Annotated in this window: 25 protein-coding genes, 1 tRNA gene and 1 pseudogene; 12 read left to right on the plus strand and 15 right to left on the minus strand. The window is 56.6% G+C overall.

Features of this window, described 5'->3' with window-relative positions; all coding sequences use genetic code 11:
- The 6 genes and pseudogenes from RW023_RS05145 to RW023_RS05170 all read right to left on the minus strand — a co-directional run.
- A pseudogene (locus RW023_RS05145) lies at nucleotides 1–418 on the minus strand (hypothetical protein); the annotation flags it as partial.
- Nucleotides 418–1,146, minus strand: coding sequence for an ABC transporter ATP-binding protein (locus RW023_RS05150; RefSeq protein WP_315580190.1), 729 nt, complete (start codon nucleotides 1,144–1,146; stop codon nucleotides 418–420). The pseudogene RW023_RS05145 and the gene RW023_RS05150, both read right to left, overlap by 1 nt.
- Nucleotides 1,147–1,162: 16 nt before the next feature.
- Nucleotides 1,163–1,528 (minus strand): GntR family transcriptional regulator, encoded by a 366-nt coding sequence (locus tag RW023_RS05155; protein WP_315580191.1) that lies wholly within the window; start codon nucleotides 1,526–1,528, stop codon nucleotides 1,163–1,165.
- A gap of 187 nt (nucleotides 1,529–1,715) precedes the next feature.
- Nucleotides 1,716–4,082 carry a glycogen/starch/alpha-glucan phosphorylase gene (locus RW023_RS05160; protein WP_315580192.1) on the minus strand — a complete coding sequence of 789 codons (2,367 nt, stop codon included), beginning with the start codon at nucleotides 4,080–4,082 and terminating at the stop codon, nucleotides 1,716–1,718.
- Between the two features lie 107 nt (nucleotides 4,083–4,189).
- Nucleotides 4,190–4,828, minus strand: coding sequence for a MarC family protein (locus RW023_RS05165; RefSeq protein ID WP_315580193.1), 639 nt, complete (start codon nucleotides 4,826–4,828; stop codon nucleotides 4,190–4,192).
- A complete protein-coding gene (locus RW023_RS05170) occupies nucleotides 4,825–5,670 on the minus strand; it encodes a PHP domain-containing protein (RefSeq protein ID WP_315580194.1) in 846 nt (281 codons plus the stop codon). Before RW023_RS05170 ends, RW023_RS05165 begins: the two co-directional genes overlap by 4 nt.
- Nucleotides 5,671–5,727: 57 nt before the next feature.
- Here RW023_RS05170 and RW023_RS05175 point away from each other — a divergent pair, with 57 nt between their 5' ends.
- A complete protein-coding gene (locus tag RW023_RS05175; protein ID WP_315580195.1) occupies nucleotides 5,728–7,260 on the plus strand; it encodes an aminopeptidase P family protein in 1,533 nt (510 codons plus the stop codon).
- A 58-nt stretch (nucleotides 7,261–7,318) separates the two neighbouring features.
- Here RW023_RS05175 and RW023_RS05180 read toward each other — a convergent pair whose 3' ends face one another.
- The gene (locus tag RW023_RS05180) at nucleotides 7,319–7,996 is read right to left on the minus strand and encodes a general stress protein (protein ID WP_315580196.1); all 678 of its coding nucleotides are present in this window, start codon (nucleotides 7,994–7,996) and stop codon (nucleotides 7,319–7,321) included.
- 102 nt (nucleotides 7,997–8,098) lie between these two features.
- Here RW023_RS05180 and RW023_RS05185 point away from each other — a divergent pair, with 102 nt between their 5' ends.
- The 10 genes from RW023_RS05185 (at nucleotide 8,099) to RW023_RS05230 (ending at nucleotide 19,400) form a co-directional block, all read left to right on the plus strand.
- Nucleotides 8,099–9,388: a magnesium transporter MgtE N-terminal domain-containing protein gene (locus RW023_RS05185; protein ID WP_315580197.1), complete on the plus strand. Its 1,290-nt coding sequence runs from the start codon at nucleotides 8,099–8,101 to the stop codon at nucleotides 9,386–9,388.
- The gene (locus RW023_RS05190; protein WP_315580198.1) at nucleotides 9,381–9,956 is read left to right on the plus strand and encodes a DUF1003 domain-containing protein; all 576 of its coding nucleotides are present in this window, start codon (nucleotides 9,381–9,383) and stop codon (nucleotides 9,954–9,956) included. The genes RW023_RS05185 and RW023_RS05190 overlap by 8 nt, the downstream gene beginning before the upstream one ends.
- A gap of 42 nt (nucleotides 9,957–9,998) precedes the next feature.
- A complete protein-coding gene (locus RW023_RS05195) occupies nucleotides 9,999–11,129 on the plus strand; it encodes an Mrp/NBP35 family ATP-binding protein (RefSeq protein ID WP_315580199.1) in 1,131 nt (376 codons plus the stop codon).
- A 95-nt stretch (nucleotides 11,130–11,224) separates the two neighbouring features.
- Nucleotides 11,225–11,860, plus strand: coding sequence for an O-methyltransferase (locus tag RW023_RS05200; protein ID WP_315580200.1), 636 nt, complete (start codon nucleotides 11,225–11,227; stop codon nucleotides 11,858–11,860).
- 304 nt (nucleotides 11,861–12,164) lie between these two features.
- Complete coding sequence (locus tag RW023_RS05205; RefSeq protein WP_315580201.1) at nucleotides 12,165–13,790, plus strand: anthranilate synthase component 1; 1,626 nt, start codon at nucleotides 12,165–12,167, stop codon at nucleotides 13,788–13,790.
- Between the two features lies 1 nt (nucleotide 13,791).
- Nucleotides 13,792–14,457 carry a glutamine amidotransferase-related protein gene (locus RW023_RS05210; protein WP_315580202.1) on the plus strand — a complete coding sequence of 222 codons (666 nt, stop codon included), beginning with the start codon at nucleotides 13,792–13,794 and terminating at the stop codon, nucleotides 14,455–14,457.
- 1 nt (nucleotide 14,458) lies between these two features.
- Nucleotides 14,459–15,490 (plus strand): anthranilate phosphoribosyltransferase, encoded by a 1,032-nt coding sequence (gene trpD / locus RW023_RS05215; protein WP_315580203.1) that lies wholly within the window; start codon nucleotides 14,459–14,461, stop codon nucleotides 15,488–15,490.
- Nucleotides 15,487–17,787 (plus strand): tryptophan synthase subunit beta, encoded by a 2,301-nt coding sequence (trpB, locus tag RW023_RS05220; RefSeq protein ID WP_315580204.1) that lies wholly within the window; start codon nucleotides 15,487–15,489, stop codon nucleotides 17,785–17,787. Before trpD ends, trpB begins: the two co-directional genes overlap by 4 nt.
- Nucleotides 17,784–18,641: a tryptophan synthase subunit alpha gene (trpA, locus tag RW023_RS05225; protein ID WP_315580205.1), complete on the plus strand. Its 858-nt coding sequence runs from the start codon at nucleotides 17,784–17,786 to the stop codon at nucleotides 18,639–18,641. Before trpB ends, trpA begins: the two co-directional genes overlap by 4 nt.
- Nucleotides 18,642–18,644: 3 nt before the next feature.
- The gene (locus RW023_RS05230; RefSeq protein WP_315580206.1) at nucleotides 18,645–19,400 is read left to right on the plus strand and encodes a HisA/HisF-related TIM barrel protein; all 756 of its coding nucleotides are present in this window, start codon (nucleotides 18,645–18,647) and stop codon (nucleotides 19,398–19,400) included.
- Here the strand turns inward: RW023_RS05230 and RW023_RS05235 are convergent.
- The 8 genes from RW023_RS05235 to RW023_RS05270 form a co-directional block, all read right to left on the minus strand.
- Nucleotides 19,383–19,547: a DUF3117 domain-containing protein gene (locus tag RW023_RS05235; protein ID WP_178704554.1), complete on the minus strand. Its 165-nt coding sequence runs from the start codon at nucleotides 19,545–19,547 to the stop codon at nucleotides 19,383–19,385. The two genes, RW023_RS05230 and RW023_RS05235, sit on opposite strands and share 18 nt — an antisense overlap.
- A gap of 89 nt (nucleotides 19,548–19,636) precedes the next feature.
- Entirely contained in the window at nucleotides 19,637–20,371 is a 735-nt protein-coding gene (locus tag RW023_RS05240) for a TIGR00730 family Rossman fold protein (protein WP_315580207.1), read from the minus strand.
- An 8-nt stretch (nucleotides 20,372–20,379) separates the two neighbouring features.
- On the minus strand, nucleotides 20,380–21,441 hold the full coding sequence (locus RW023_RS05245) for a BMP family ABC transporter substrate-binding protein (RefSeq protein WP_315580208.1): 1,062 nt from the start codon (nucleotides 21,439–21,441) through the stop codon (nucleotides 20,380–20,382).
- Between the two features lie 10 nt (nucleotides 21,442–21,451).
- Nucleotides 21,452–22,516 (minus strand): mannose-1-phosphate guanylyltransferase, encoded by a 1,065-nt coding sequence (locus RW023_RS05250; protein ID WP_315580209.1) that lies wholly within the window; start codon nucleotides 22,514–22,516, stop codon nucleotides 21,452–21,454.
- Between the two features lie 63 nt (nucleotides 22,517–22,579).
- A complete protein-coding gene (locus RW023_RS05255; protein ID WP_315580210.1) occupies nucleotides 22,580–23,173 on the minus strand; it encodes a 50S ribosomal protein L25/general stress protein Ctc in 594 nt (197 codons plus the stop codon).
- Nucleotides 23,174–23,310: 137 nt separating this feature from the next.
- Nucleotides 23,311–24,291 carry a ribose-phosphate diphosphokinase gene (locus RW023_RS05260; RefSeq protein WP_315580211.1) on the minus strand — a complete coding sequence of 327 codons (981 nt, stop codon included), beginning with the start codon at nucleotides 24,289–24,291 and terminating at the stop codon, nucleotides 23,311–23,313.
- A gap of 53 nt (nucleotides 24,292–24,344) precedes the next feature.
- Nucleotides 24,345–25,376, minus strand: coding sequence for a sugar phosphate nucleotidyltransferase (locus RW023_RS05265; protein WP_315580212.1), 1,032 nt, complete (start codon nucleotides 25,374–25,376; stop codon nucleotides 24,345–24,347).
- A gap of 29 nt (nucleotides 25,377–25,405) precedes the next feature.
- A tRNA-Gln gene (locus RW023_RS05270) sits at nucleotides 25,406–25,476 on the minus strand.
- A gap of 101 nt (nucleotides 25,477–25,577) precedes the next feature.
- Here RW023_RS05270 and RW023_RS05275 point away from each other — a divergent pair.
- The gene (locus tag RW023_RS05275) at nucleotides 25,578–26,189 is read left to right on the plus strand and encodes a TetR/AcrR family transcriptional regulator (protein ID WP_315580213.1); all 612 of its coding nucleotides are present in this window, start codon (nucleotides 25,578–25,580) and stop codon (nucleotides 26,187–26,189) included.
- The last annotated feature ends 3 nt before the right edge of the window (nucleotides 26,190–26,192 follow it).

A 26,192-nucleotide genomic window follows, 5' to 3' on the forward strand; every position in this document is an offset into this window, starting at 1 on the left:
CGAGGGAACGAGGCCCGGCCGTGTACTCGGCGAGGCTGATACCGTCGCTCCACGCGGCAGCAGAAGCGACGGCGATAATTCCACCAACGGCCAGGGCGAGAGCCAGGAGGCACTCGATCATGATGCGCGTGTTCTTCGCCCAGAAGACGGCCTTTCCAGAGACCGGCAGGCTCATCGTGAAGTATCCGCGCTGCCCGTACATGGTCTTCCAGTAGTCAGACATTCCTGCGATCGCGCAGGCGACCGGCGTGAGCGCACACAGGGCGTAGGCGAGGACAGCGGTGGAGCCGCTGATTCCTGGCAGCCCCGCGGCGACGATTCCCGACGCGACGGCAATAGTGACGATGAACGCCCCGAAGGAACGCGCGTCCGTGCGGAAACGCGAGCGGATCTCGTATGCAAGCAGCTTGGTGAACATCAGCGGTACTCCTTCCGGAAGATGGCATCGAGGGAATCACCGTGGGTGGCCCGCAGGTCGTCGGCGTCGCCTTGAAGAAGAACCTGTCCCTCTTTCATAAAGAGCGCATAGTCAACGAAGTGCTCAATGTCGGAGATGAGGTGGGTGGACATGATGAGCAGCGAGGCAGGGTCGAACTCGCGCAGGATGCCCTCGAGGATCACGTCGCGTGTGGCAGGGTCGACGCCGCTAATAGGTTCGTCGAGCAGGAATACGCGGGCGCGCCGGGACATGATCAGGCTGATCTGGAGCTTCTCCCCCATGCCTTTGCTCATCTCGCCGAGGCGGCGGTCGGTGGGCAGTCCGAAGAAGTCGACCATGGAGGCCGCCTTGTCGGCGTCGAAGTCGGCGAAGAACGTGGAGTAGATGCGGATTGCGTCCGCAGCGGTCCACTCGCTGTTCAGGAAGTCAGCGTCGGGCAGGTAGGAGACGATCTCCTTGGTGGCCACGCCGGGCGTGTGCCCATCGATGGTCACGCTACCCTCATAGTCGGCCAGAACTCCGGCGAGGATCTTGAGCAGCGTGGTCTTGCCGCAGCCGTTGGGGCCCATGAGGCCGACGATGTGCCCGGCGTCCAGTGACAGCGAGTAGTCCCGTAAAGCTGGCGTTTTCCGGTAATGCTTCGTGAGGTGCTCAACGTGGACGAGGCCTTGCCCCGTACACGTTCCGCGCTCAGTTTGTGTGGTCATGAGTTTGCCTCCTTGGCTACTTCTCCGTGGCATCCCAACGTTGATGAATCAGAGCCTGAGCACCTTCCAAATCGATTCCCAGTGAACGACATGCGCGAATGTAGGCATCTACCGCGAGATGCGCATCGTTCTTCCGCAGAGCATGTAGAGCGCGCTCATCAGTTGTGACAAAGCGTCCTGCGGTCCGCTTCGGGACCGTCAGCCCTTCTTCGTCAAGTGCGCTCAGAGCTCGCTGAACGGTATTGGGATTGGTGCCTGCCTCGATCGCGAGATCACGCACGGAGGGGATCTTTTCGCCAGGTTTCCACGTACCGTCGGTAATACGACCGCGGAACGAATCAGCTAATTGGATCCAGATTGGACGGGTGTCATCGATGCGCATCGATGTATCCCTCCTGTCTATCTGTATTAATACACTAATACAGTGCCACACTATCGAAACTGTGTCAACACAGTAATACAGTTTGCTCAGAAAACGAACAACAGCAAACGCCCCGTTGGGAAATCCCAACGGGGCGTTACGGCATTAAGCCATGCAGCCAGCCTTAAACAGGCCGCCTATTACGCATTCACGCAATCGGTTCGGCGTTGATGTGCCAGACCTCGCGAGCGTAGTCGCTGATGGTTCGGTCAGAGGAGAAACGACCGGAACGCGTGATATTGATCCAGGCCTTGCGCGACCAGGCTTCCTGATCGCGGTAATCCTGTGCCATACGGTCCTTCGTCTCACGGTAAGAAGCGAAGTCACCCAAAACGTAGTACACGTCAGCAGGTTCGTATCCCGATTCCAGAAGCGACCAACGCAGATCATGGAACCAACCGGAGTTGGAATCATCCAAGGTGCCATCGGTCAAAGCATCAATCACGCGCTTCAAACCAGGCACATTCTCGTAGTGCCAACGAGGATCGTAGTGGCGACGAAGCTCGGGAAGCTCATCATCGGTCGCACCGAAGATATAGGCGTTCTCCTCCCCCACGGCCTCGAGAATCTCAACGTTCGCACCATCCAAGGTTCCCAAGGTCAGCGCACCGTTCATCATGAACTTCATGTTCGAGGTACCGGAAGCTTCCTTACCAGCCATCGAAATCTGCTCAGAAATATCCGCGGCGGGAATGATGTGCTCGGCGGGCGAAACATTGTAGTTGTGAACGAAAACAACCTTGAGGCGGCCATTGATATCCGGATCGTTATTGACCAGATCGGCAATGGTGTTAATCAGCTTAATAATCGCCTTCGCGCGAATGTAGCCGGGAGCAGCCTTCGCACCAAAGATGAACACACGCTTAGGAACATCCAAAGCCGGATTGTCCTTCATACGGAAGTACAGATCCAAGACGTAGAACGCATTGAGCAGCTGACGCTTGTACTCATGCAGACGCTTGATCTGAACATCGAAGATCGCATCTGGGTCGATCTCGACGCCCTCGCGGTCCTTGATCCATGCAGCAAAGTCAACCTTATTCGCATGCTTAATCTGAGCCAGACGAGCGTAAAGCTCCGAGTTACCCGCACCCGTGTACTCAGAAAGCACATCAAGGTCGGTCACCCAGCGATCCGAGCCGGTCACTTCATCCAGAAGCGTTGCCAAGCGCGGGTTGCACTGCTTGAGCCAACGACGCGGAGTCACGCCATTGGTCTTATTGTTGAAGCGCTCAGGCCAAATTGCGTACCACTCTTTGAGCGTCTCACGCTTGATAATTTCAGTGTGCAGCGCGGCCACACCGTTGATCGAGTACGAGGCGTAGCAGGCGATCCAGGCCATGCGGACCGTGTTGCCGGAGACGGGAGCCATGTAGTCAATGGTTGCACCATCAACACCGCGCTCGGACATGTCAATGCGGAAGCGACGGTCGATCTCTCGGACGATTTCAGAAATACGCGGGAAGAGACGATCGAAGATGTGGATATCCCAAGTCTCAAGCGCCTCAGCCAAAACCGTGTGGTTCGTGTAGGCAAAGGTACGCGAGACAACATCCCACGCATCTTCCCAACCAAGGTCATGCTCATCCATCAGGATGCGCATGAGCTCGGGGATGGCCAGAACCGGGTGCGTATCGTTGAGCTGAACGGCATTGAACTGCGCAAAGCCGCGCAGGTCATCGCCGTGTTCAGCAACGTAGTTATCAACGATTGCCTGCAGAGAGGCCGAGCAGAAGAAGTACTGCTGGCGCACGCGCAGGACCTTACCCTCAAAGGTCGTGTCATTCGGGTAAAGAACACGCGAGATATCCATGGTGCGCTCGCGGTCGACAATCGCATCGGTAAAGCGCTGCGAATTGAATGCGTCGTAGTCGAACTCTTCCATGGGCTCGGCCTTCCACAGACGCAAAGTGTTGACGTTCTGGGTGCCGTAACCGGTAATCGGCATGTCATAAGGAACGGCGCGGACAGTCAGATCCGCGTAACGAACAATGCGCTGTTCTTGTTCGCGACGAATGACGAAGGGGTATCCCTCTTCCATCCAGGGATCAGGGTGCTCGGTCTGGAAACCATTATCGAAAAGCTGCTTGAAGAGCCCGTAGCGGTACAAGATGCCATAACCAGCAACGGGAAGGTCCAAAGTCGCGCAAGAATCAAGGAAGCACGCTGCCAGACGGCCAAGACCACCATTACCCAAAGCGGCATCGGGTTCTTCTTCCAGAACCACGGACAGATCCTTGCCCAATGCAGCCAAGGCCTCGCGGGCCTCGTCAACCATTCCAAGGTTGGAAAGGTTATTGAGCAACGCACGCCCCATAAGGAACTCTGCGGAGAAGTAGTGTTCCATACGACCCACTGCGTAGGTGCGCTCAGTTGCATGCCAGCGATCAGCAATACGATCAATGATTGCCGCCGAAAGGCCTTGCCACGCTTCCATCTCAGTCGAGACGCGTTCTGGGCGTCCAGACACTGCGCGTACCTGGGACTTCAGCTGTTCCTCTAGGGACCGGCTCATAAAATCTCTCCTTGCGATTGACTCAGCACTACCGGTAGCACTGGAATAAGCCTACTTTAACCCCACAAAGCGGGGCGAGATAAAAAGATGACGGACTGTCAACCTGACTAGTGAACGATTCCAGCGTTCTTAATAAAGTCGAAAACGCCCCCCATGACCAGTTCGGTTGCAATAGCGGCCAAAAGCACACCGGAAATCTTCGTGAGTAACATAATGCCGCCCGTTCCCAGGAACCGCGAGAGCTCCAAAGCGAAACGCATTGACAGCCAAATCACTACGTGGGTTGCAACAACTGCACCAACAACACCAACAATGGAACCAACTGTGTGGGCCTGTGCCATCGACACCATCACAGCAACAATCGCACCCGGGCCCGCGAGCAGCGGAATCCCCAGCGGAACCAATGCAACGTTCACTGCGTCATCACCGGTATCAGGCTGCTCCATGTCGCTGGAGGTCAGCAATTCCATCGCAACCAAGAACAACAGCACACCACCGGAAAGTTTCAAAGATTCCATTGAGATATGGAGTGCGCGCAAAATCTGCTGCCCAAGGAAGGCGAAAGCAAGGATGACTCCAAAAGACACCAACGAGGCTTGGAAAGCCGCTTTACGCTGAGCAGTGCGTGACAGCTTGGAGGTCAGCCCCAAGAAGACAGGCATCAAGCCCATAGGGTCCAAAATGACGATCAAAGTCGCGAAAGTCGTCAACAAGACCGTAATGTCCACAACAGAACCGATACTCATGGGTGCAGGACCTCTAAAAACGCTTCCTCTTCAAGTTTGTTCAGCACCGACTGATCCGTTAGGTTTTCACCAAGTTGATTCGGCTTTCCAAGGCCGTGGTAGTCGGAGGAACCAAATACTTCCAGCTTCAAACGGCGTGCGATCCGCTCCACATCGGCTCGATCCTCTTCGGTATGATCACGATGATCGCGCTCAATCCCGAACAGGCCCGCGTCCTTCATCATATCAATGACTTCCTCGGGCAGAAGCCTTTGGCGAGCCCGCGCGCGCGGATGCGCCAACACAGGGACTCCCCCGGCGGCTCGAACTAGCTCCACAGCATCGACGGGGTCAGGTGCCCAGTGCATGACGTAATACTTACTAGAAGGATGCAGAGTCTGCGCAAAAACGGCACTTCGATCAGGAAAAGCTCCTATTTCAACCAAGGCATCCGCGATATGCGGACGCCCAACCGGTCCATCTTCAGGAGCAAGAGCGCGCACCTGCTCCCACGTGATTGGATAATCCTCTGCAAGGCGTTCAACAATTTTTTGCGCACGCGTGAGACGCGACTCAGTTGCACGACGCTGCACTGCAAGAAGGGCCTCGTTCGTGGGATCTGGAAGGTATCCCAAAAGGTGAACAGTGATCCCCTCACGCGCGCAGGACAACTCGACCCCGCGCACTAAGCTCACTCCGGTTCGATCAACGCAGGCTGCGGCCGCGTCCCAGCCAGCGTAGGTGTCGTGATCGGTCAGCCCCACGACATCCACATGCGCCTGACGCGCTTTCTCCATGAGTTCGGCGGGAGTATCGGTTCCATCCGAATACGCACTGTGTGTATGAAGATCAATCCTCGTCATGTATTTAGAATACGGTCCGCGTAGCACGCTGCACGGGGAAAGTGAGACCATGACTCTATGACTACGACTGAAACAACCTCCGCGGAGGAAGCACCCGATTCTTTGGCCGAGCGCGTGAATAATCGCTCGCGCCGCCCATCCTCAGATGCATTCCGAGAATTCATGGGCTCCCAATGGGGGCCGCGTCCTGATCCGGGTATTACTCGATCGGCCGTTGCCGACTACCTTCCCGCGCGCGCAACTGCAGCCGGAGAGCTTTTCGCCGGGGAACGACTGGTCATCCCCGCAGGCACCTACAAGGTTCGCTCAAACGACTGCACCTACCGTTTCCGCGCATACTCGGCTTTCGCTCACCTGTCCGGTCTTGGGCAAGAACGCGAACCCGATTCGGTGATTGTCCTTGAACCCCTTCCCGAAGGCGGTCACGAGGCGGTGCTGTACTTCAAGCCCCGCACCTCCCGTTCTTCCCAAGAGTTCTACTCCGACTCACGCTACGGCGAGTTCTGGGTAGGTGCCCGCCCCTCTCTCGAGGAAGTTGCAACCGAAACCGGTCTGCGTTGCGAGCACATCGATACCCTTCGCGATGCTCTGTCCAAGGATGCGGGAATCGTACGTTTGCGCGTGGTTCGCAACGTCGACGAGGCCGTGGAAGCCATGGTCAACGAAGTGCGCATGCAGGCGGGCCTGCCTTTTGGTGGCGACGCTGCCGAAACTGATGACGCTTTGGAAGAGCGTCTCTCAGAAATCCGCCTGTGCAAGGACGAATTTGAGATCTCTGAATTGCGTCGCGCAGTTGAGATCACAAAGGCTGGATTTGAAGATATCCTTCGTTCACTTCCTCGAGCCGTTGGTCACCGCCGCGGCGAACGCGTCATTGAAGGTGCCTTTGGTGCGGTAGCCCGCGAAGAAGGAAACGGCTTGGGCTACGACACCATCGCCGCCTCGGGCAACCACGCGAATACTCTGCACTGGATCGATAATGACGGTCCAGTCAACGATGGCGACCTGGTTTTGGTTGATGCCGGCGTTGAGGTTGATTCGCTTTACACCGCAGATATCACCCGTACTCTGCCCGTCAATGGAACCTTCTCCCCCACTCAGGCGAAGGTATACCAGGCAGTTCTGGATGCCTGCGAGGCCGCACTTGAGCGTGCGAACCAACCCGGAACCCGCTTCCGCGATGTGCACGATGCCGCAATGAAGGTTATTGCCGCACGTCTTGAAGAATGGGGGCTGCTGCCCGTCAGTGCAGAGGAATCCCTTTCTCCCGATGGCCAGCAACACCGCCGCTGGATGCCTCACGGAACAAGCCACCACCTGGGCCTGGATGTTCACGACTGCGCTCAGGCGCGTCGCGAAATGTACCAGGATGCGCTGTTGGAGCCTGGAATGTGCTTCACCATCGAACCTGGTTTGTACTTCCGCGCCGATGACATGGCAATCCCCGAGGAATTCCGCGGAATTGGTGTGCGCATTGAAGATGATGTTTTAGTGAACGCTGATGGCAGCGTCACCCGAATCTCGGAAGACATCCCACGCACCATTGCCGATGTTGAGGCGTGGATTGCCAGCGCTCAGGGGCGCGCATAAGTTTAAATGCACAGGTGGCCTCGTCCCAGACGGGACGAGGCCACCTCGCGTACATACGTCAGTTCTGGGGGTCTGTTTGCGAGTTGTTGTCGCTTTGCTCCGCTTCGGTATCACTGTCGCCACTTTCAGGAAGCTGCGATAGCCGTACTCCAAAACGAGGCTTCTCATCGGGACGCGAGCCGTACTCAGTCGGACCACTGCTTTCGCGAACAGTGCGAACTCGACGCGGACGCATCTGATTACCTTCGGTCTTCTGCAAAAGATCGAAAGCCTCGCGAATGCGATCACTACCAGCAGCCTTCGAAATGATCACTGCATAGCGACCGGCGATGACCTGCGAATGAGAATAAAAGTCACCTCGTCGCCTGCGGATCAAGAACATCGCACTGCTTAAACAAGACGTGATCAGTGCACCCGCCAACATGCAGGCACCTACCCAAACCATTGTGTTTCCCTGATTGACAGAGAGCATAATGCCAATCATCGCGCCCCACAGTGCGCCGTTCATCACTGCCTGGGAAACTGCCCGGGCCCAGGTCACACGCCCGATAATTCGCTCAACCGAATAGAGGTCGGTACCAACCACGCTCACGTTCTCAACCTCAAAGTCATTGTTTGACAAGACCTCAAGCGCTGCCAAAGCCTGATCGTAAGAAGCATAGGAGGCAACTTCGGTGCCGTCAGGTAGGCTTCCACCCCCACGGGTCCGCCGGGTTCCGCTCACAGGTACGCTCATACTTTTCCCTTTCTTATTCTGCCATCGTAGCGAGAAGTTGCTTGGCGTGGGCGGGTAAGAAGTTCGCTCTGGGGATAAACTGGCCGGGTGAGCAGTGCACCAATGAACGTCGGAACAACCGGACGCCGAATCTACATCGGCAAGCTTGCCGGTACCTCCGTCTTTGACCCGCTGGGCGAAAAAGTCGGTGTGATTCACGACGTCGTCGTGACATTTCGTCTAAATTCGACCGCCAATGTCATTGGCTTCGTCGTCGAGGTAGGCCCTCGAAAACGCGTGTTTCTACCCTTTACTCGTGTGACGGCAATTGAATCCGGTTCAGTCATCACCACTGGCCTGCTCAATATTCGTTCCTTCAACCAGCGCCCCGTTGAAACGCTTGTCATCACAGAGCTTTTCGATCGAGAAGTCACAATGAATGACGGAAGCGGCGTTGTAAAGATCCTTGACGTTGCTATGCAGCAGCGCCGACCTCGTGACTGGATCATTTCCACTTTGCACGTCCAGCGCGTTCGCACAACAACGTTGGGCTTCAAACGCGGTGGGACAACCATGACGGTTCGCGTCGATGAGGTCTCTTCACTGCTCAAGACCGATTCGAACCAAGCTGCAACCGCTTTGATTCAACACACGGAAGACATGAAGGCCGCGGACCTCGCAGACTTCCTCCACGACCTTCCTGCGGAACGACAGTTGGCCGTCGCAACGGAGCTCCCGGACTCACGTCTTGCAGACGTGCTGGAAGAGCTGGGCGAAGACGACCGTGTGTCGATCGTTTCGCAGTTGGAATCTAAACGTGCTGCGGATGTTTTGGACGCGATGCAGCCCGATGACGCGGCTGACCTCATGTCTGAACTTCCCGTTGAAACAGCACAGTCTCTGCTGTCCTTGATGGAACCTGACGAAGCTGCAGACGTTCGCCGACTCATGGCCTATAAGGAATCAACAGCCGGTTCCTTGATGACCACCGAACCGGTCATCTTGGCCCCCGATGCAACTGTGGCTCAGATGCTCGCTTCTATTCGCCGTTCCGATCTTCCGGTTTCCTTGGCCGCAGCTGCATTTATCGCACGGCCCCCCTTGGAAACCCCGACGGGCCAATACTTGGGCGCTGTCCATTTCCAGCGCGCGCTTCGCGAGCCCCCACATACACTTCTGGGGACCATCATGGACACCGACCTCGACAGGCTCTCCCCCGATGCTCACGTCGCAACGGTGACCCGTCTACTGGCAACATACAACCTGACGGTTCTTCCTGTTGTCGACGAAGACGGGCACCTTCTTGGCGCCGTTTCTGTTGATGACGTTTTGGACGAGCTGCTGCCACGGGACTGGCGCGACTGGGATGATGATGTGACCGACCGAGTAATGGCAAGGAGTATTGATGGCTGATCGTCTTGATACCCCCACCGAGCGGAAGTTTAAGCTTTTCCGCCGCCGTTCCTCTGGCGATGGTTTTGGCCGGTTTGCCGAGGCCACGGCCCGCTTCATGGGCTCGCCGAAGTTTATCCTCTACATGACGATCTTCGTCGTTTCATGGATTGCTGCGAACGTTGTGCTGTACAAGGTTTCTGAGAAGTACGCCTGGGATCCCTATCCCTTTATTCTGCTGAACCTAGCCTTCTCAACCCAAGCTTCTTATTCGGCTCCTCTGATCCTTCTCGCACAGAACCGCCAAGATGATCGTGACCGCGTTCAAGCAGAACAAGACCGCCAGCGCGCGGAGCGCAATCTTGCCGATACCGAGTATCTGACACGCGAAATTGCTGGTCTTCGCATTGCGCTGCAAGACGTCGCGACACGTGACTTCGTCCGTTCCGAACTTCGCGATATGCTCAACGATCTGCGCGAGGAACTTGAAGAGCGCGACGAGCGATTTGCTCAGATGAGCGCGCAGGCAAATACGAGCCAAGCAGAGGATTCTGCGGATCTGTCTACTCCGCTTCACGCCGACAGCTAAACCAGTCTGCGCAAACCGTTGCTGGGTCATAGGATTGTCACCATGACTTTGACCTCGCAGAACGTTCTTGATGCCCTGTCGACTGTTATCGACCCCGAGATCCGCCGTCCAATTACTGACCTCAATATGGTCGATTCCATCAATATCGATGGTTCAACTGTTTCAGTGACGATCTTGCTGACGACAGCGGGGTGCCCTCTGCGCACAACGATCTCAGACGACGTCAATAAGGCCCTCAGCGCTCTGGATGGCGTGACGGATGTCAAGGTCACCATGGACGTCATGAACGATGAGCAGAAGAAGGCTCTTCGCGAGAAGCTCAACGGCGGTCGCCCTGAACGTGAAATTCTGTTTGCACGTCCCGATTCTCTGACGCGCGTCATTGCCGTCACCTCAGGAAAGGGCGGCGTCGGTAAGTCCTCAATGACCGCAAACCTTGCCGCTGCATTGGCTCGTCAAGGCCTCAAGGTCGGCGTGATGGATGCCGACATCTATGGCTTCTCAATTCCTCGAATGTTGGGAGTGAGCCACGATCCTCAGGTCATTGACGGAATGATCATTCCGCCTTTGGGAGCCGAAGGGGTCAAGGTCGTTTCGATTGGCATGTTCGTCCCCGATGGCCAGCCTGTCATTTGGCGTGGCCCTATGCTCCACCGCGCGCTTCAGCAATTCCTTGCAGATGTTTTCTGGGGCGACCTTGATGTTCTACTCATCGATATGCCTCCCGGCACCGGCGATGTTGCAATTTCGATCGCGCAGCTCCTGCCCAATGCCGAAATTCTTGTTGTGACAACTCCGCAGATTGCTGCAGCCGAGGTCGCTGAGCGCGCTGGTTCCATTGCAACACAGACTGATCAAAAGGTCATCGGTGTCATCGAGAACATGTCCTACCTCCCCCAGCCTGACGGCTCCAAGTTGGAGATCTTTGGCCACGGCGGCGGTCAGTCTGTATCCGATCGCTTGAGCGCTCAGCTCGGCTATCCGGTTCCGCTCCTGGGACAGGTTCCACTGGACATTTCACTGCGCGAAGGCGGCGACGCTGGCGATCCCGTTTCAACACACGAAGGTCCCGCTGCGCAGGTCCTCCAAGAGCTCGCTGGAAAGCTCTCTCACGCCTCGCGCGGACTCGCGGGACGCCCACTGGGTGTCGCTCCCCTGAACAAAACCATTTAATTCAAGGAATCGCCGCCACAATGGCGCGTAGTCATCAAGTTGACAAGGGTTGTGCGTAACCTATGAGACATAGGTGCACGAGTGCGGAGGAAAAGATGGCGTCAGATAAAGCCTTGAGCTGGGTTTTCGCAGAAGAATTCGTCGAAGAAAACGAGCTTATTGCGCAAGCTCGCGAGGCTGCTACCGATTTGGGTGCTGATCCTGTCTCAACCGGAGTTGGTGCCGCCCTTCGTCTTCTGGCTGCAACCTGCGGCGCAAAAGCAGTTCTGGAGATTGGTACCGGTGCCGGTGTTTCTGGTCTCTGGCTACTCCAAGGCATGTCCTCGGATGGGGTTTTGACCACTATCGATCAAGAGGTTGAATTCCATAAGCACGCGCGCCGTGCTTTTACGGCAGCCGGGATTCCTTCCCAACGCACCCGCCTCATCGCGGGTCGAGCATTGGATGTTCTGCCCCGTATGGCTGCCCGCGGTTACGACATGATGGTGATTGATGCCCCCAACGCTGAAATCCCCGATTATTTGGATCATGCGCTCCGCGTGCTCCGCCCGGGCGGACTGATCGTGATCGTCCATGCCCTCTGGCATGACCAGGTTGCTGATCCTGCGCAGCGCGATGAGCAAACCGTCATGATGCGCGAGATTGCAAAGGTTCTGGGATCTTCTGAGGAGTTCATTCCCGCGATGCTCCCCGTTGGCGATGGCCTTCTTGCTGCAGTCAAACGACGCTGAACCAGGCCGCCTCTTCTCTCCTTCTTCTGGCGCCCGTAGATCTCGTTCTCACGATCTACGGGCGCCACTCTTTCTGATTCCCTTATACAACTGTCTTCGCATGTCTCACTTACTGGTACCGTTGGCGCCCCCGAGCACCCCGCATTAGTATGAAAAACATGTTTGGTACTTCAGCATCGCAGATGTGGTGGTGGCTCCCCTAAGGGCGAGCCTCCTTTGACGTACCTGGAGATGATCAAGGCTCGCTCATGTGGCGGGCCTTTTTCGTTGCGTTGGCCCGCCGAGGGCAAGGGATAGGAACACAATGACACACGCAGACACACCCCACGTGATCTCGCGCGAGGTGCGCTACCACCCAGACGGCGGCAAGCTTTTGGCGTACCTGTGCGAGAAGGGCTTGGTCCCCCAATCGGCCTCGGGCCACCCAACACGAGTCGTTCTGTTGGATAGCGCCGATATCGCTTCTAAGCAGCACCTCACCACCATTGCAGTTCTTGATACTTCAGCGTCAATTCAATGCGATGGAGACTACGTACGCGTCACTTCGACCAACCCGGTTGATGGCCAAAGCGCGCTCAATCAGGTCTGCGAGGCTCTCCCGAATGCTCTACGCGAACGGAAGGACACGCGTGCTCTCTTTGAGCTTCCTTCCCTCCGCGAAGACGAGGCCGATGAGGAAACACGTTTGAAAGAGCGCGCAACCATGGAGCCGCTGCGAGTTCTCACCGATACTCCCATCGATCACCCGCACCTACCTTTGGTCGCAGGAACCGTTTCTTTCGATTACCTCGCAACATACGAATCCCTACCCGATGTCGACGAGGGATTTAATTCCTGCCCTGATTACCTGTTCTTCCTTGCGCGAATCATCTTGGTCGTCAACCACCCTTCGCAAAGTGCCAACCTTGTCGGTGCTTCACTTGACCGTGATTCTCTTGAACAGCAGATCGATGCGCTTGCCCAGGCGATCGACCACGCTCCGCTGTCGACCGAGACTCCCACGGCCTCGGAAATGAAGATCGATCCTTCATCGCAGCCTCTTATTGCACGCCCAACCATCTCTGATGATGACTTTGAGGCTCTGGTTACGACCATGCAGGAGCACATCGCTGCTGGCGACATCTACCAAGTCGTTCCCTCGCGCGGTTTTATTGCAGATTGCCCGAATGCACTGAGAAGCTACCGCTTTTTGCGAGATGAGAATCCCAGTCCATACATGTTCTATATCGGCGCAGACGACTTCGAGCTTTTCGGTGCATCTCCCGAATCCTCGCTGCTTCATTCAGCAAAGGACGGAACGGTTGCAATTCGTCCGATCGCCGGGACACGCCCTCGAGGATTTGCCCCCGACGGCAGTATCGATCACGAACTAGATATCCGCTTGGAGCTTGAATTGCGTTCGGATGCGAAGGAAGTTGCCGAACACGTCATGCTCGTCGACTTGGCACGCAACGATGTCGCGCGCGTTTCACAACGAGGAACTCGTCGCGTTGAACAGCTCTTGCGCGTCGACCGATATTCTCGAGTCATGCACCTGGTGTCTGAGGTCAGCGGCACTCTGGCAGAAGATCTGCACCCCTTGGATGCTTTCCGTGCCTCGATGACCATGGGAACACTGACGGGCGCTCCAAAGCTTCGTGCGGCAGAGCTCATTCGCAACTACGAAGGTGAACGCCGCGGTTCATACGGCGGTGCTGTTGGTTACCTTCGAGGCGACGGAGAACTTGATACCTGCATCGTCATCCGTTCGGCATTCGTCAAGGATGGACAGGCAATCGTGCAGGCCGGAGCCGGAGTCGTTGCAGATTCTGTCCCCGCTCGTGAGGCCGAAGAAACCGTCCACAAGGCAAGCGCTGTTTTGCGCGCTTTGGCCGCTTCAACCGGTCGTCCGTTAGCTATTTCCTCAAATGCGGAAGAAAGCGAGTTCTAAGATGCGCGTGATTTTCCTAGATAACCGCGATTCTTTCGTCTATAACTTGGTGGATTTAACCGCCCGCGAGGCCGCAGTGCAGGTTTTCCGCAATACAACCCCAACATCGGCGCTTCTCAAGGCACTTGTTCCGACCGAAGCCGAGCGTGCCGCGGGAGAACGCCCACTATTGATTCTTTCCCCCGGTCCGGGACACCCCCGAGGCGCAGGAAACATGATGGACATCCTTGAGGTCGCCCTCCGCGAGAATATCCCAACCTTGGGGATTTGCCTGGGCTTCCAAGCAATGGTCGAGGCCTGTGGGGGAATCGTCGGCCCAGTAGGGGCAACCCATGGGCGCACCGACCGCATTGAGCTTACCGAGGCCGGTGTTGAAGATCCTGCTTTCTCCTCAATTGCAGAGGCGCCTCGTCCCGGTGACGATGCTGAGCACGGATATATTTCCGTCGCTCGTTACCATTCCCTGGGTACGCGTAGCCTTCCCGATGCTTTAGTTTCCTTAGCACACACCCGTGATGGGATTGTCATGGCTGCGCGTCACCGCAGTGCGCCGTGTATCGGTCTGCAATTCCACCCAGAATCGATCCTAACTCCGGCTGGGCCACTTCTATTGCGTGCTCTGCTGACTGACCTAACCCTATCCACCGCTACTAATTCAAGGAATTAACATGAGTGAGTCCTTTCTGCACCGCGCATTGAACGGTCACGTACTAGACCAGGAACAGGCACGTTCCGTTTTCGAGGAGATGTCACGCGGCGAACTCAGCGAAATTGAAATCGCAGCTTTCCTTGGAGCGCTTCACGCGCGCGGTGAACAGCCCAGTGAAATTGCAGGTGCGGCGGAAGCTTTCCGCTCAGCAGCACAACACTTCACAACAACGGCCCCCGACGTCATTGACGTCGTCGGAACGGGCGGTGACGGTGTCGGAACAATCAATATCTCGACGGCCTCGGCTTTCGTTGCAGCGTCCATGGGACTCAAGGTTGCCAAGCATGGTAACCGAGCGGTCTCCTCGAAGGCTGGAGCCGCAGACCTTGTTGAGGCCGCAGGTATCCCCCTAGACCTCTCCCCTGCCTCTTCAGCGAAGCTCCTAGAACGCACCGGTTTCTGCTTCTTATTCGCACAGAAGTATCACCCGGCAATGCGCTATGTTGCACCCGTGCGGGGCGCTTTGAAGAACCCGACAATCTTCAATCTCATCGGCCCCCTGGTCAACCCCGCACCACTGTCCTATCAGGTTCTGGGGGTCGGTAAACCTGAACTCCTCGATGTCGTTGCGAAGGCCTTGGCGTCCTTGGGCCTGAAGCATGCGTTGGTGGTTCACGGTAGCGGTACCGACGAATTCGCTGTCCATGGCCCCACAGAGATCCGCGAGATCACCCAAGAGGGTATTGCTTCATTTACTCTGACCCCTGAAGAACTGGGAATTACTCCTGCTCCACTCTCAGAGTTGGTCGGTGGGGATGCAGAAGAAAACCTGCGTCTGATCTCTGAGATCTTCGCCGGGAAGGGTGCGCCGGCACAACGAGAGGCCATCGCTGCGACAAGCGGTGCAATGCTCTATCTGGCGGGCAAAGCGGAATCTTTGAACCAGGGAACCGAATTGGCACTGTCTCAGCTCTCCAGCGGCGCAGTTGCCTCCCACCTGGACACCATCGTTTCAACCGCACGCGAACTGAAAGAGCAGGAGAATCAGTGAACCAGCCGTCTTTCTCTCCCATTTCCACGCGCTTGCGCGAAACCGGGACCGTCCTTGATTCGATCGTCGCTCAGCGTCGGACGCGTCTTCCTGAACTGCACGAGGCCTACGGACACATCGATCCCCTGACGCTTCCTCGCTCAACGCGCTCTTTTGAGGATGCACTACGCACACGTCGTTACGACGAGAAGGAAGGCTTCCAGCCTCGTCCCAGCGGCCCGGCAATCATCATGGAGTGCAAGTCCGCTTCACCAACTTTGGGCACAATTATCGAGGGCGCATATTCTCCACGACTCTTGGCTCGTGCCTACTCGCGCTACGCCGCAGCGATCAGTGTCTTAACAGAGCCCGACCGTTTTAACGGCAATTTCACTGATCTTGATGAGGTCAGAGATGAGGTTAACCAGCCTGTCTTGTGCAAGGACTTCATCATCGACCCCATTCAGATCACGGCTGCTCGCTCTCACGGGGCAGATGCGATCCTACTGATGCTGTCTGTTTTGGACGATCAGGACTACACAGAACTTTCCTTGGCAGCACATCGCCTAGGATTGGACGTCCTCACCGAAGTTGATAGTGAAGAAGATATGCGCCGCGCTCAGCGCTTGGGCGCACGCATTATTGGCATCAACAATCGCGACCTGCGCACGCTTCAGATCGACATCACCCGCACGCAGAAGCTGGCTCCCCTCGTTCCAAAGGGAGCAGTGATCGTTGGCGAGTCTGGCGTTCATTCACGCGATGATGTGATGACTCTTGCCCCTTACGTCGACGCGCTGTTGGTTGGCTCCTCGCTCTCGGGATCGGATGATCCTACGCAGGCAGCTTGGCAGATCACAGGCGGCCAGCCCAGTGCTGGCCATGACTTCCTCGAAGAAGTTGCGCTGCACACCTCGTGGAGGCCCTACTCCAGTGAGCGCCTCGGCGCAAAGACGGCGGGCACAAACGACGAAGAAACTCCCGAGCGCCCAACGAAACTTTCTCCCTACTTCGGACAATTCGGCGGACAATACGTTCCTGAACTTCTGATCCCCGCACTGGACCAGCTTGAAGAAGCCTTCGTCCAGGCTATTGACGACCCAACTTTCATCGAGGAGATCAATACTCTGCTCCATCAGTTCCTGGGCCGCCCCACCCCCGTCACAGAGCTTCGTAACCTTCCCGATGGCGGTGCTCGGATCTTCCTCAAGCGTGAGGATCTGGTCCACGGGGGCGCCCACAAGGGTAATCAGGTTCTGGGACAGGCTCTGTTGGCCAAGCGCATGGGTAAGACGCGCATCATCGCTGAAACCGGAGCTGGCCAACACGGGACCGCAACCGCAATGGTATGCGCGCTTTTGGGATTGGAATGCACGATCTACATGGGCGCGGTCGATGTTGTTCGACAGGCCCCAAACGTGGAGCGCATGGAACTCATGGGCGCAACTGTTGTCCCCGTGACCGCGGGCAGTGGAACCCTCAAGGACGCCGTTAACGAGGCACTGCGCGACTGGACAGCAACCTTTAAGACCTCGCACTACCTGTTGGGAACCGCGGCCGGCCCGCACCCCTTCCCCACAATGGTTCGCGAATTTCACCGCATTATTTCAACCGAAGCGCGTGCTCAGATCCTCGCGCAAACCGGGGCACTCCCCGACGCAGTTATTGCCTGCGTGGGTGGAGGCTCGAATGCAATCGGTATGTTCGCTGACTTTATTGACGACCCATCTGTTGCACTCTACGGTGTTGAACCTGCGGGCGAGGGGCTGAATTCCGGACACCACGGCGCGGCGATCCATGAGGGCAAGGTCGGTGTTCTTCACGGCGCGCGCTCCTACCTCATGCGCACTGACGAGGGACAAGTCGAAGAGTCCTATTCAATTTCCGCCGGCTTGGACTACCCCGGCGTCGGTCCACAGCACGCCTACTTAGCTGCGAGCGGCCGCGCTCACTACGTGGGAATTACCGATGACGAGGCCGTCAACGCCTTCATCGAGCTCTCGCGTCATGAGGGGATTATTCCGGCAATGGAGTCCTCTCACGCCTTGGCTTACGCCCTCAAGATGGCGCGTGAGCTCAAGGATACGGGCCACACCGAGGGACTGAAGACACGCGAGGGACACGTCCCCACACTGCTTGTGTGTCTATCCGGCCGAGGTGACAAGGACCTCGACCAAGTCCGCGAGCGCTTGGGAGGCTCCTTCTCTAGGGGCGGAGCCGTTGCCCGCGCCGCCGAGCTCGTTGCACAAGAACGTGCCGGTTCTGGAACCCATAGGACTCATTCCTACGATCTGGGTTCATCTAAGGAGGAACGATGACTCGCTACGCATCAATGTTTGAGCGCTGCGCCGCACAGGAACGCGGGGCAATCGTCCCCTTCGTGATGCTGGGTGACCCCACTCCTTCATCGTGCGAGGCCATCATCGAGGCCCTCATCGCCGATGGCGCAGATGCTCTGGAGCTTGGGATTCCCTTCTCAGATCCGGTCGCAGACGGCGTTGTTATTCAGGAAGCACACCTGCGGGCCCTACAGGCCGGTACTGCTATCGATGAGTGCTTCCGAATCCTTTCTCGCATTCGCGACTCACACCCCGATCTTCCCATCGGCCTGCTGGTCTACGCGAATGTGCCCTTCTCCATTGGGGTTGATCGTTTCTATGAGCTCTGTGCGCAGGCGGGAGTCGATTCGGTACTCATTCCAGATCTCCCGATCCGCGAGGGGCATCCATTTGGAGAAGCAGCACTCAAGTCGGGGATCGATAGCGTGTACATTGCTCCCCCATCGGCCTCGCCTCGCACCCTGAGCGACGTCGCGCACTCTGCACGCGGCTATGTCTACGCGGTGTCTCGCGTGGGCGTGACGGGCGCTGATCACGAGGCCTCGACCGTGGGCTTGCACGAGGCCGTCGCAAAGCTTCGTGAGGAAGCGGCTGCTCCCGTTCTCTTGGGTTTTGGAATTTCACGACCCGAACACGTGCGTGCCGCACTCCAAGCGGGAGCAGATGGTGCAATCTCGGGTTCAGCGATCGTACGCATCATCGCCGAGCACGCAGCAGAAATCGCGGAAGAGGAAAAGAACGGCACTCGCGATGCGCTGAACAAAACTCTTGCGCGGCTGGGTGAGTTCTTCGCACCGATGTACCAAGCGACCCTCAATCACGGAAACAACTGAGTCGTGGATATTCTTCCCGCCCTTGATATTGCCAATGGCCGGGCCCTCACGCACCGTAGGGCTGACGGAGGTGAGGACTCGACCAGTGCTGATCCCTGCGAGGTTGCGCGTTCCTTCGCCGCTCAGGGCGCTCGCTGGATTCATCTGGTCGATATTGATGCGGCCTTTGAGCGAGGAAGCAACTCAGATGTGCTTTCTGAGGTGATTTCTGAGCTTGCCGGATCTGGAGCATCCGGCTCAGGCATGCACACCCCTGAATGCCGCATCGAGTGGTCTGGTGGTGTACGCAGCGGGGAGGATATCGAAGCTGCACTTCAGGCAGGTGCTGATCGCGTCAATCTGGCTTCTCAAGCCTTGGTTGATATCGATCGGGTTCGCACTTTGATCGCCGAGTTCTCCGGGCGCCTCAATATCTGCATTGACGTAGAGGGCGATCGAATTCGTCCACGAGGCGTTGATGGGGACGCGGGAAACCTTTGGGAAGTCTGCCGCGCTCTAGATCTTGCGGGTGTGCAGCGCTACGTCGTCACCGAGCGCCAACGAGACGGGGCACTTATGGGACCGCCCGTAGACCTACTCAGAGATCTACGGGCGAAAACACCTACGCTTTTGGTTGCCTCAGGAGGAATCCGTCATGTCGAGGATATCCACACCTTGAGGCGTGAAGGTTATCTGGATGGAGTGATTGTTGGCAAGGCTCTCTATGTCGGAAGTCTGACTCTTAAGGAAGCCCTGAGTGCTTCACAGAGCGTTAGCTAAGGCCTGAGCCAGTTCCTGTGCTTCGTCAGCGCTGAGTTCGATGACCAGACGGCCACCGCCTTCGCTGGGGATACGCATGACAATCCCACGACCCTCTTTTTCTGCCTCGAGGGGGCCATCTCCGGTTCGCGGCTTCATAGCTGCCATGTTCGTTTCCCTTCTGAACGCCGGGTATTAAATACCGCTAAAAACACATTTATTCTACCGAGAATGCCGTGATTTAGTAAGGGATTGAATTATTTGTGTCCAATTACTATTTCCACAGCTTCTTCGGGGCTATCGACCACGTGCAAAAGTTGAGGGTCATTACTTGAAAGCATTCCCGATTCCTTCATGGTCGAGTTAATCCATTGAACTAATCCGCCCCAATAGTCGCGCCCAACCAAAACGATCGGGAAGGAATGCACCTTACCGGTTTGCACCAAGGTTGCAGCCTCAAACAGCTCATCCATGGTGCCAAAACCACCCGGCATAGCGATAAAGCCCGAGGAATACTTCATGAACATGGTCTTGCGGGCAAAGAAATAACGGAAATTAATTCCAACATTGACCCATTCATTCATTCCCTGCTCGTGGGGAAGCTCGATTCCCAAGCCGACGGAGGTTCCGCCCGCTTCCCACGCGCCTTTATTTGCCGCTTCCATAATTCCCGGTCCGCCACCGGTAATCACGGCAAAGCCCGCCTGAACCAATAGGGACCCAATGGAGCGCGCACGCTCCCAATCTTCGCTTCCAGCAGGGGTACGAGCCGATCCAAAAACCGACACTGCTGGACCCAACTCCGCAAGCGCTCCAAAACCTTCAACGAACTCCGACTGGATACGAAGCACCCTCCAGGGGTCCTCGTGCAGCCAATCGGCAGAAGACTGGGGGCGCAGCAGTCCGGTATCGGATGTTTCGCGGGGGATCTTTCCTCCGCGAAGGATCACTGGGCCTCGACGATAGGAGGAATTCTGGTGTGTGTGTTCCATGGGGTCCTTCACTTACGGGGAGAAATCAAGAGGGGGTCAAATTGAGTCGTGATCACAAGGCTGCCAGTGAGCAGCTGCTGGCGCATCGACGCCAAGGAGTCTTTGAGCTCGGGGGTCATGAGCGCCTCATGAGCAGCGAAAGGAGCCAACGTCACGCCGTTATTATCAAGAGAATCGATGACCGCATTCGTTGAGAAATCGTTTCCTCGTGCCGAAGTAATAGCCTCGGTAGCATGGTCCTTCGTGGTCGTAGTGACCGCCGTAATGACCTGGGGAAGATCACTGGGAAGATCATCACCCATCCACACCAAGCGCTGGGCCGAGCTATTTCCAGCCGCCTCAAGTGATTGGAGCGCACCCTGGTTCCCACCATCTGCGAAGGGAACCAAAATATCTGCACCCGCAGCAAGTGCCTTGGACGCTGCGTCCTTAATGCTTGCCGGATCATCGTTTCCGGTGAAGGTTCCGCGCATGCGGGTGGTATCCCATCCCTCGAAGCGGATCGATGTCCCATATGAGAGGTTGTAGGCATCGACTCCCTGCGCAAAGGCATCCATCAGTGCTTGGCGGCCGCTGGTTTCAACCCCACCAAATCCGGCAATGGTTCCAGTCGTCGTCAAACCGGCGGAAGCATAGCCGGCCATATAGGCACCCTGGGTTGCGCGCGAGACAACAGCCTTGCCATTACTGAGCTCAACAGTCTTATTTGCTGATTCGAAACCAGAATTAACGGTAATAAAGCGAACTGACGAGTTTTTCTTTGCCGCCTGAGTGATGGCCTGGGTCATTCCCTGACCTTCGGAGACAACAATGGTGCATCCGCCCTTGAGAAGGCCATCCAATTCACCTTCGCCGGTGGCAAATTTTGCCTCCCCTCCGATTTCCGAGGCCGCCTGCGAAATCGCCCGTTTCGCCGGCGTCTGCGAGGTCGCGCTATCCCACCCAGCTGCGTCAGAAATTCCGCACAGTTGAGTTTGAGCATGTGAGGCAGGGGCTGAGGAACAGCCGGCAAGGAGAAGCAGCAAAGCGCTTGTTGCTGCGCATAGGTGTGCACGCGCGTGTCGAGTCATGCTCTTCATCCTAAAGGAGTTCTTCCTCTCCGCTCTGCGTCAACTGGTCAACCACGTGTTTCACATCCTGCGCGCGATGACGGTCAACCACCAAGATTGCGTCCTCTGTAGCGATGACAGCCATATTCGGCGCTCCAACCACAACAATCTTTTGGCCGGTCAAAGATCGGACAAATGAACCAGGCGATTCAATCCGAAGGGCCTGACCTTCAGAGCTAATCTGCGCAAGCGCATCAAAATCACCTACATCGGTCCATCCCATATCCGTCGCTGGAACAACAGCCACTCCCCCCTCAGAGGCAAGCGGTTCGGCGATGGCGTGATCGATGGCAATCTTCGTGAGCGCCGGCCATTCTTCGCTGAGCGTTGTGGCAAAACTATCTCTTCCCCATCGGCTTCCAATCGCACTCAGATGCGTATCCATATCGGGATGAAAACGCGTCAGTGCACGAGCGAGAGTCCCTGCGGTCATGATGAACATTCCGGCGTTCCACAGGTAGCCCTGTTCGCAGTAATGCTTCGCAGTCTCTTCATCCGGTTTCTCAACGAAAGAGCGCACGATAGATCCCTTTTCGGGAGACTCCATTTCAAAGGGTTCTCCCGGTGCGATGTAGCCATAGGCTGTCGAAGGAGTCAGCGGCTTGAGGCCAATCGTGACAACGTAGCCCTTCTGAGCAACTTCCAGCGCACCTTCCACGCAGTCAAGAAGAACCTGAGGATGGGTAATCGCGTGGTCGGCAGCGAAGGAAGCAATCGGAGCCTCGTCACCAAAGCGCTGGCGAATGACATAAGCCGCCAACCCGATAGCGGGCATCGAATCGCGTCCTTGAGGCTCGACAAGAACAGTGACATCAAGTCCCTGGGGGATCTGAGCACGAACGGCTTGTTCATGTGCACGCCCCGTGACAATCGTGAAAGAAGCGGCAATTGGAGCCAGACGGTCAATGGTCTCTTGGAGCAAGCTCTTTCCACTCATGCGAAGGTCAAGCAGAAATTTCGGCCGATCCTTACGCGACAGAGGCCACAGCCTAGAGCCCACTCCCCCGGCGGGAATAATGACGTGAAGTCGATTCATACTTCTCAGTGTAATAAAAAGGGAGGCTTACCAAACGGCAAGCCTCCCTTAAGCGAAGTGAGATCACTCAGCAGATTCTTCAGCAGCCTCGGCGGGTGCTTCCTCTTCCTCAACCTCGACGACCTCTTCGGAAACCGTGACAACGACGGTCTCGGGATCGAGCTCGGAGACGACGCCCTCGGGGAAGGTCACATCGGCGACGCGAACGGCAGTGCCGGCCTCGACACCGGTGATGTCAACCTCGATGGACTCGGGGATAGCGGTGGCGGGAGCCTTAACCAGCAGTGCGAACTCTTCCTGAGTGTGCTGGGTGCCGGCTGCGGGCTCACCGATGATCGAGACGGGAACCTCAACGTCGACCAGTTCGCCGGCCTTGACGGCCAGGAAGTCGGCGTGGAGCAGAACGCGAGAGACGGGGTGACGCTGAACTTCCTTCACCAGAGCAAGCTGCTTCTTGCCCTCGATGACCAGCTCAAGCAGAGCGTTCTTCTGGCCACGGACAGCCAGGAAGAGCTCGTGAGCGGGGAGATCAACGTGAACGGGCTCGCCGCCGTGACCGTAAAGGACACCGGGGACCAGGCCTGCGCGACGTGCGCGACGTGCTGCACCCTTACCAAATTCAGAACGGGTCTGTGCGACCAGCGTGGGGTTGCTCATGAGAGCCTCCTTCAAATAGTTCATTCCACGCACCGGCGCTAGGAATCTGAAGGATAACCCTACAGAAAGCCCTGTCGATAACGGCGCTTTCGCGCCCTCGCCGGAGCAACCTAGCCAGAATAGCGCGTTTTGAGGCCTCAGGCGACCCCATCAAAGAGAGATGTGACCGATCCATCGTCGAAAACCTCACGGATTGCACGTGCAAGCAGCGGAGCAATCGGCAGGATTGTCAGATTATCGAAGCGCTTCTCAAGCGAAATCGGCAGGGTGTCAGTAACGATCACTTCCTGCGCACCGCATTCGGAAAGACGCTGAGCTGCGGGATCAGACAAAATGCCGTGGGTTGCAGCAACGACAACAGACGCGGCACCCGCGTTCATCACAACCTTAACGGCCTCGGAAATGGTGCCGGCGGTATCGATCATGTCATCAACCAGCACACACTGCTTACCCGCAACATCACCAACGACACGGTTAGCAACAGCGACATTGGGACGGGTGGTATCACGAGTCTTGTGGACAAAGGCCAGAGGGCATCCACCCAACTTTGCTGACCATTTCTCTGCGACACGAATACGACCGGCATCGGGCGAGACCATGCAGACATTGGACAGATCAACGCGCGAGCGCACGTAGTCAACCAAAACGGGCATTGCCCAGAGGTGGTCAACCGGACCGTCGAAGAAGCCCTGTTCCTGCGAAGCATGCAGGTCAACGCTCATGATGCGATCCGCACCTGCCGTCTTATACAGATCAGCAATAAGTCGGGCAGAAATAGGTTCGCGCCCCAGGTGTTTCTTATCCTGGCGCGCGTAGGGGTAATAGGGTGCGACTGCGGTGATGCGCTTGGCCGACGCTCGCTTCGCTGCATCGATCATTAAGAGCTGTTCCATCAGCCACTTATTCACTTCACCGGTATGCGATTGCAGGACGAAGACATCCGCACCACGTACTGATTCGTTAAAACGAACGTAGGTTTCCCCACTGGCAAAGTCGTAGGCGGTCGTCGGAGAAACTCCGCAACCCAACTCTTCGCCAACCTGCTGGGCGAGTTCAATGTGTGCTCGACCCGATACAAGAACCAGACGCTTTTCACCGCTGGTTACCAGCCCCGTCATGCGGTATGTCCCTCCCGTTTATGCGGACTTTTTTCGTCGAGCAGTAACCTTATTCACCGTTCGATCGAAGTAAAAGGCGCTACTATCGTATCGCCTTCTAGGCGTGTGTTACTGACCCAGGCGGCAGGCACTCGGCACCCCGGCCCGACCTGCGCATTCGTCAGTGTTGTTCCCGGGCCAATTTCACAGCCCGTAGCGATCTGGGTACGACCGCGCAGAACAGTATTGGGATAGATCGTCGTATCTGCATCAATGCGGACATCGCATTCGATCCACGTGCTTGAGGGATCCACAATGGAAACGCCTGCACGCATATGTTCCATGCAGATCCTACGGTTCATCTCTGCGGCCAATTCAGCAAGCTGCACCCGGTCATTGCAGCCCTGCGCCATCCATTGATCATCAAGAACAACACCGTTTGTCACGCGGTCTGCCTGATATGCCTGGGCAAGAACATCCGTGAGGTAAACCTCACCCTGATTGTTATTGGTCCCAACGTGCATCAATGCATCACGAAGGAACTCACCATCAAATGCATAGATCCCGGCATTGATTTCGCGGATCTGACGCTCTGCTTCAGATGCATCTTTTTGTTCGACAATCCGGCAGACATCACCGCTGGCATCATCACGAATAATCCGCCCGTAGCCGGTGGGATCATCGACAATTGTCGTCAGCACTGACACTGTTGCACCACGCTCATCATGAGAGCGAACAAGAGCATTCAGGGTATCTGCATCAAGCATGGGGACATCGCCGTAGGTCACCAAGATCGTGCCCGAAAGACTATGACCGCGGCGCAGAAGTTCGTCGAGTGCACATTGCACCGCACGACCGGTTCCGGGAATATCATCCTGGTCTGCAATGATCACATCGGGGTTATTGCGCAGGATTTCAGCAGCGACAAGTTCACGCTGGTGACGGACAACCGCGACAAGATGATCGGGGTGAGTCCCCGCAGCTGCGTGCAGCGCGTGACCGATCATTGAACGCCCGACAACTGGATGAACAACCTTGGGGAGGGAAGACTTCATTCGGGTTCCGGCGCCGGCGGCCAGAACAATCACTGCTGTGGGAGTAGTCATGTCGCCCTTTCACGCGCGCTCACTGTGAGCTCCGCCCCTAGGATTCGAACCTAGACTAAAGGCACCAAAAACCTCTGTGCTGCCGTTACACCAAGGCGGAAGGACACATAGATTGTGCCATAAACACACCGTGTTATGCCATCTAGAACCTACGACACAGTGTGAGTGTACGGTTAAGACATGGCCGAGAAGCGAATGAGAATGAGCGCTTTTGCGCGTCGCGAGCAATTGGTTGCTGTGGGACGTGCGACTTTCGCCTCAAAAGGATTTGACGGCACCAGTGTCGAGGAAATTGCCGCTCACGCAAAGATCTCAAAACCCGTTATCTATGAACATTTCGGGGGAAAAGAAGGCCTCTACGCCGTCATTGTGGACCGAGAAGTCCAAGCCCTCATGAGCGCGTTGGAAGCCGCTCTAGATTCCCATAAGCGCCCGCGAATGATCCTTGAGGATTCAGCACTCGCCCTGCTGAGCTACATCGAATCTCATACGGATGGTTTCCGAATCCTGGTGCGTGATGCCCCGCAGAATTCGACATCCGGCTCTTACTCTTCACTGCTTGGAGATGTCGCCATTAAGGTTGAGCACCTCTTAGCCGAGCAGTTTTCTCATGCGCATATGGATCCCAAATGGGCGCCCCTCTATGCGCAAATGCTTGTCGGCCTGATTGCACAGGTGGGCCAGTGGTGGCTTGACGAGCGTCGAATGAGCAAGGAAGAAGTCGCTTCACACGTCGTGAACCTTGTGTGGAACGGTATGCGCAATCTGCGCCCCTCCCCCATCCTCATGACTTCCGCGGACGAGGCCAAGTAGCAG

It is taken from the genome of uncultured Actinomyces sp. (assembly GCF_963542285.1).
GTDB lineage: Bacteria > Actinomycetota > Actinomycetes > Actinomycetales > Actinomycetaceae > Pauljensenia.

Coding starts and splice junctions, on each gene's coding strand:
- RW023_RS05190 (WP_315580198.1), top strand. CDS start 9,381: ATGGCTGATCGTCTTGATACCCCCACCGAGCGGAAGTTTAAGCTTTTC.
- RW023_RS05210 (WP_315580202.1), top strand. CDS start 13,792: ATGCGCGTGATTTTCCTAGATAACCGCGATTCTTTCGTCTATAACTTG.
- RW023_RS05155 (WP_315580191.1), bottom strand. CDS start 1,528: ATGCGCATCGATGACACCCGTCCAATCTGGATCCAATTAGCTGATTCG.
- RW023_RS05150 (WP_315580190.1), bottom strand. CDS start 1,146: ATGACCACACAAACTGAGCGCGGAACGTGTACGGGGCAAGGCCTCGTC.
- RW023_RS05195 (WP_315580199.1), top strand. CDS start 9,999: ATGACTTTGACCTCGCAGAACGTTCTTGATGCCCTGTCGACTGTTATC.
- RW023_RS05275 (WP_315580213.1), top strand. CDS start 25,578: ATGAGCGCTTTTGCGCGTCGCGAGCAATTGGTTGCTGTGGGACGTGCG.
- RW023_RS05240 (WP_315580207.1), bottom strand. CDS start 20,371: ATGGAACACACACACCAGAATTCCTCCTATCGTCGAGGCCCAGTGATC.
- RW023_RS05265 (WP_315580212.1), bottom strand. CDS start 25,376: ATGACTACTCCCACAGCAGTGATTGTTCTGGCCGCCGGCGCCGGAACC.
- RW023_RS05205 (WP_315580201.1), top strand. CDS start 12,165: ATGACACACGCAGACACACCCCACGTGATCTCGCGCGAGGTGCGCTAC.
- RW023_RS05235 (WP_178704554.1), bottom strand. CDS start 19,547: ATGGCAGCTATGAAGCCGCGAACCGGAGATGGCCCCCTCGAGGCAGAA.
- trpA (WP_315580205.1), top strand. CDS start 17,784: ATGACTCGCTACGCATCAATGTTTGAGCGCTGCGCCGCACAGGAACGC.
- RW023_RS05185 (WP_315580197.1), top strand. CDS start 8,099: ATGAACGTCGGAACAACCGGACGCCGAATCTACATCGGCAAGCTTGCC.
- trpD (WP_315580203.1), top strand. CDS start 14,459: ATGAGTGAGTCCTTTCTGCACCGCGCATTGAACGGTCACGTACTAGAC.
- RW023_RS05165 (WP_315580193.1), bottom strand. CDS start 4,828: ATGAGTATCGGTTCTGTTGTGGACATTACGGTCTTGTTGACGACTTTC.
- RW023_RS05200 (WP_315580200.1), top strand. CDS start 11,225: ATGGCGTCAGATAAAGCCTTGAGCTGGGTTTTCGCAGAAGAATTCGTC.
- RW023_RS05180 (WP_315580196.1), bottom strand. CDS start 7,996: ATGAGCGTACCTGTGAGCGGAACCCGGCGGACCCGTGGGGGTGGAAGC.
- RW023_RS05245 (WP_315580208.1), bottom strand. CDS start 21,441: ATGACTCGACACGCGCGTGCACACCTATGCGCAGCAACAAGCGCTTTG.
- RW023_RS05260 (WP_315580211.1), bottom strand. CDS start 24,291: ATGACGGGGCTGGTAACCAGCGGTGAAAAGCGTCTGGTTCTTGTATCG.
- RW023_RS05255 (WP_315580210.1), bottom strand. CDS start 23,173: ATGAGCAACCCCACGCTGGTCGCACAGACCCGTTCTGAATTTGGTAAG.
- RW023_RS05170 (WP_315580194.1), bottom strand. CDS start 5,670: ATGACGAGGATTGATCTTCATACACACAGTGCGTATTCGGATGGAACC.
- RW023_RS05160 (WP_315580192.1), bottom strand. CDS start 4,082: ATGAGCCGGTCCCTAGAGGAACAGCTGAAGTCCCAGGTACGCGCAGTG.
- RW023_RS05175 (WP_315580195.1), top strand. CDS start 5,728: ATGACTACGACTGAAACAACCTCCGCGGAGGAAGCACCCGATTCTTTG.
- RW023_RS05250 (WP_315580209.1), bottom strand. CDS start 22,516: ATGAATCGACTTCACGTCATTATTCCCGCCGGGGGAGTGGGCTCTAGG.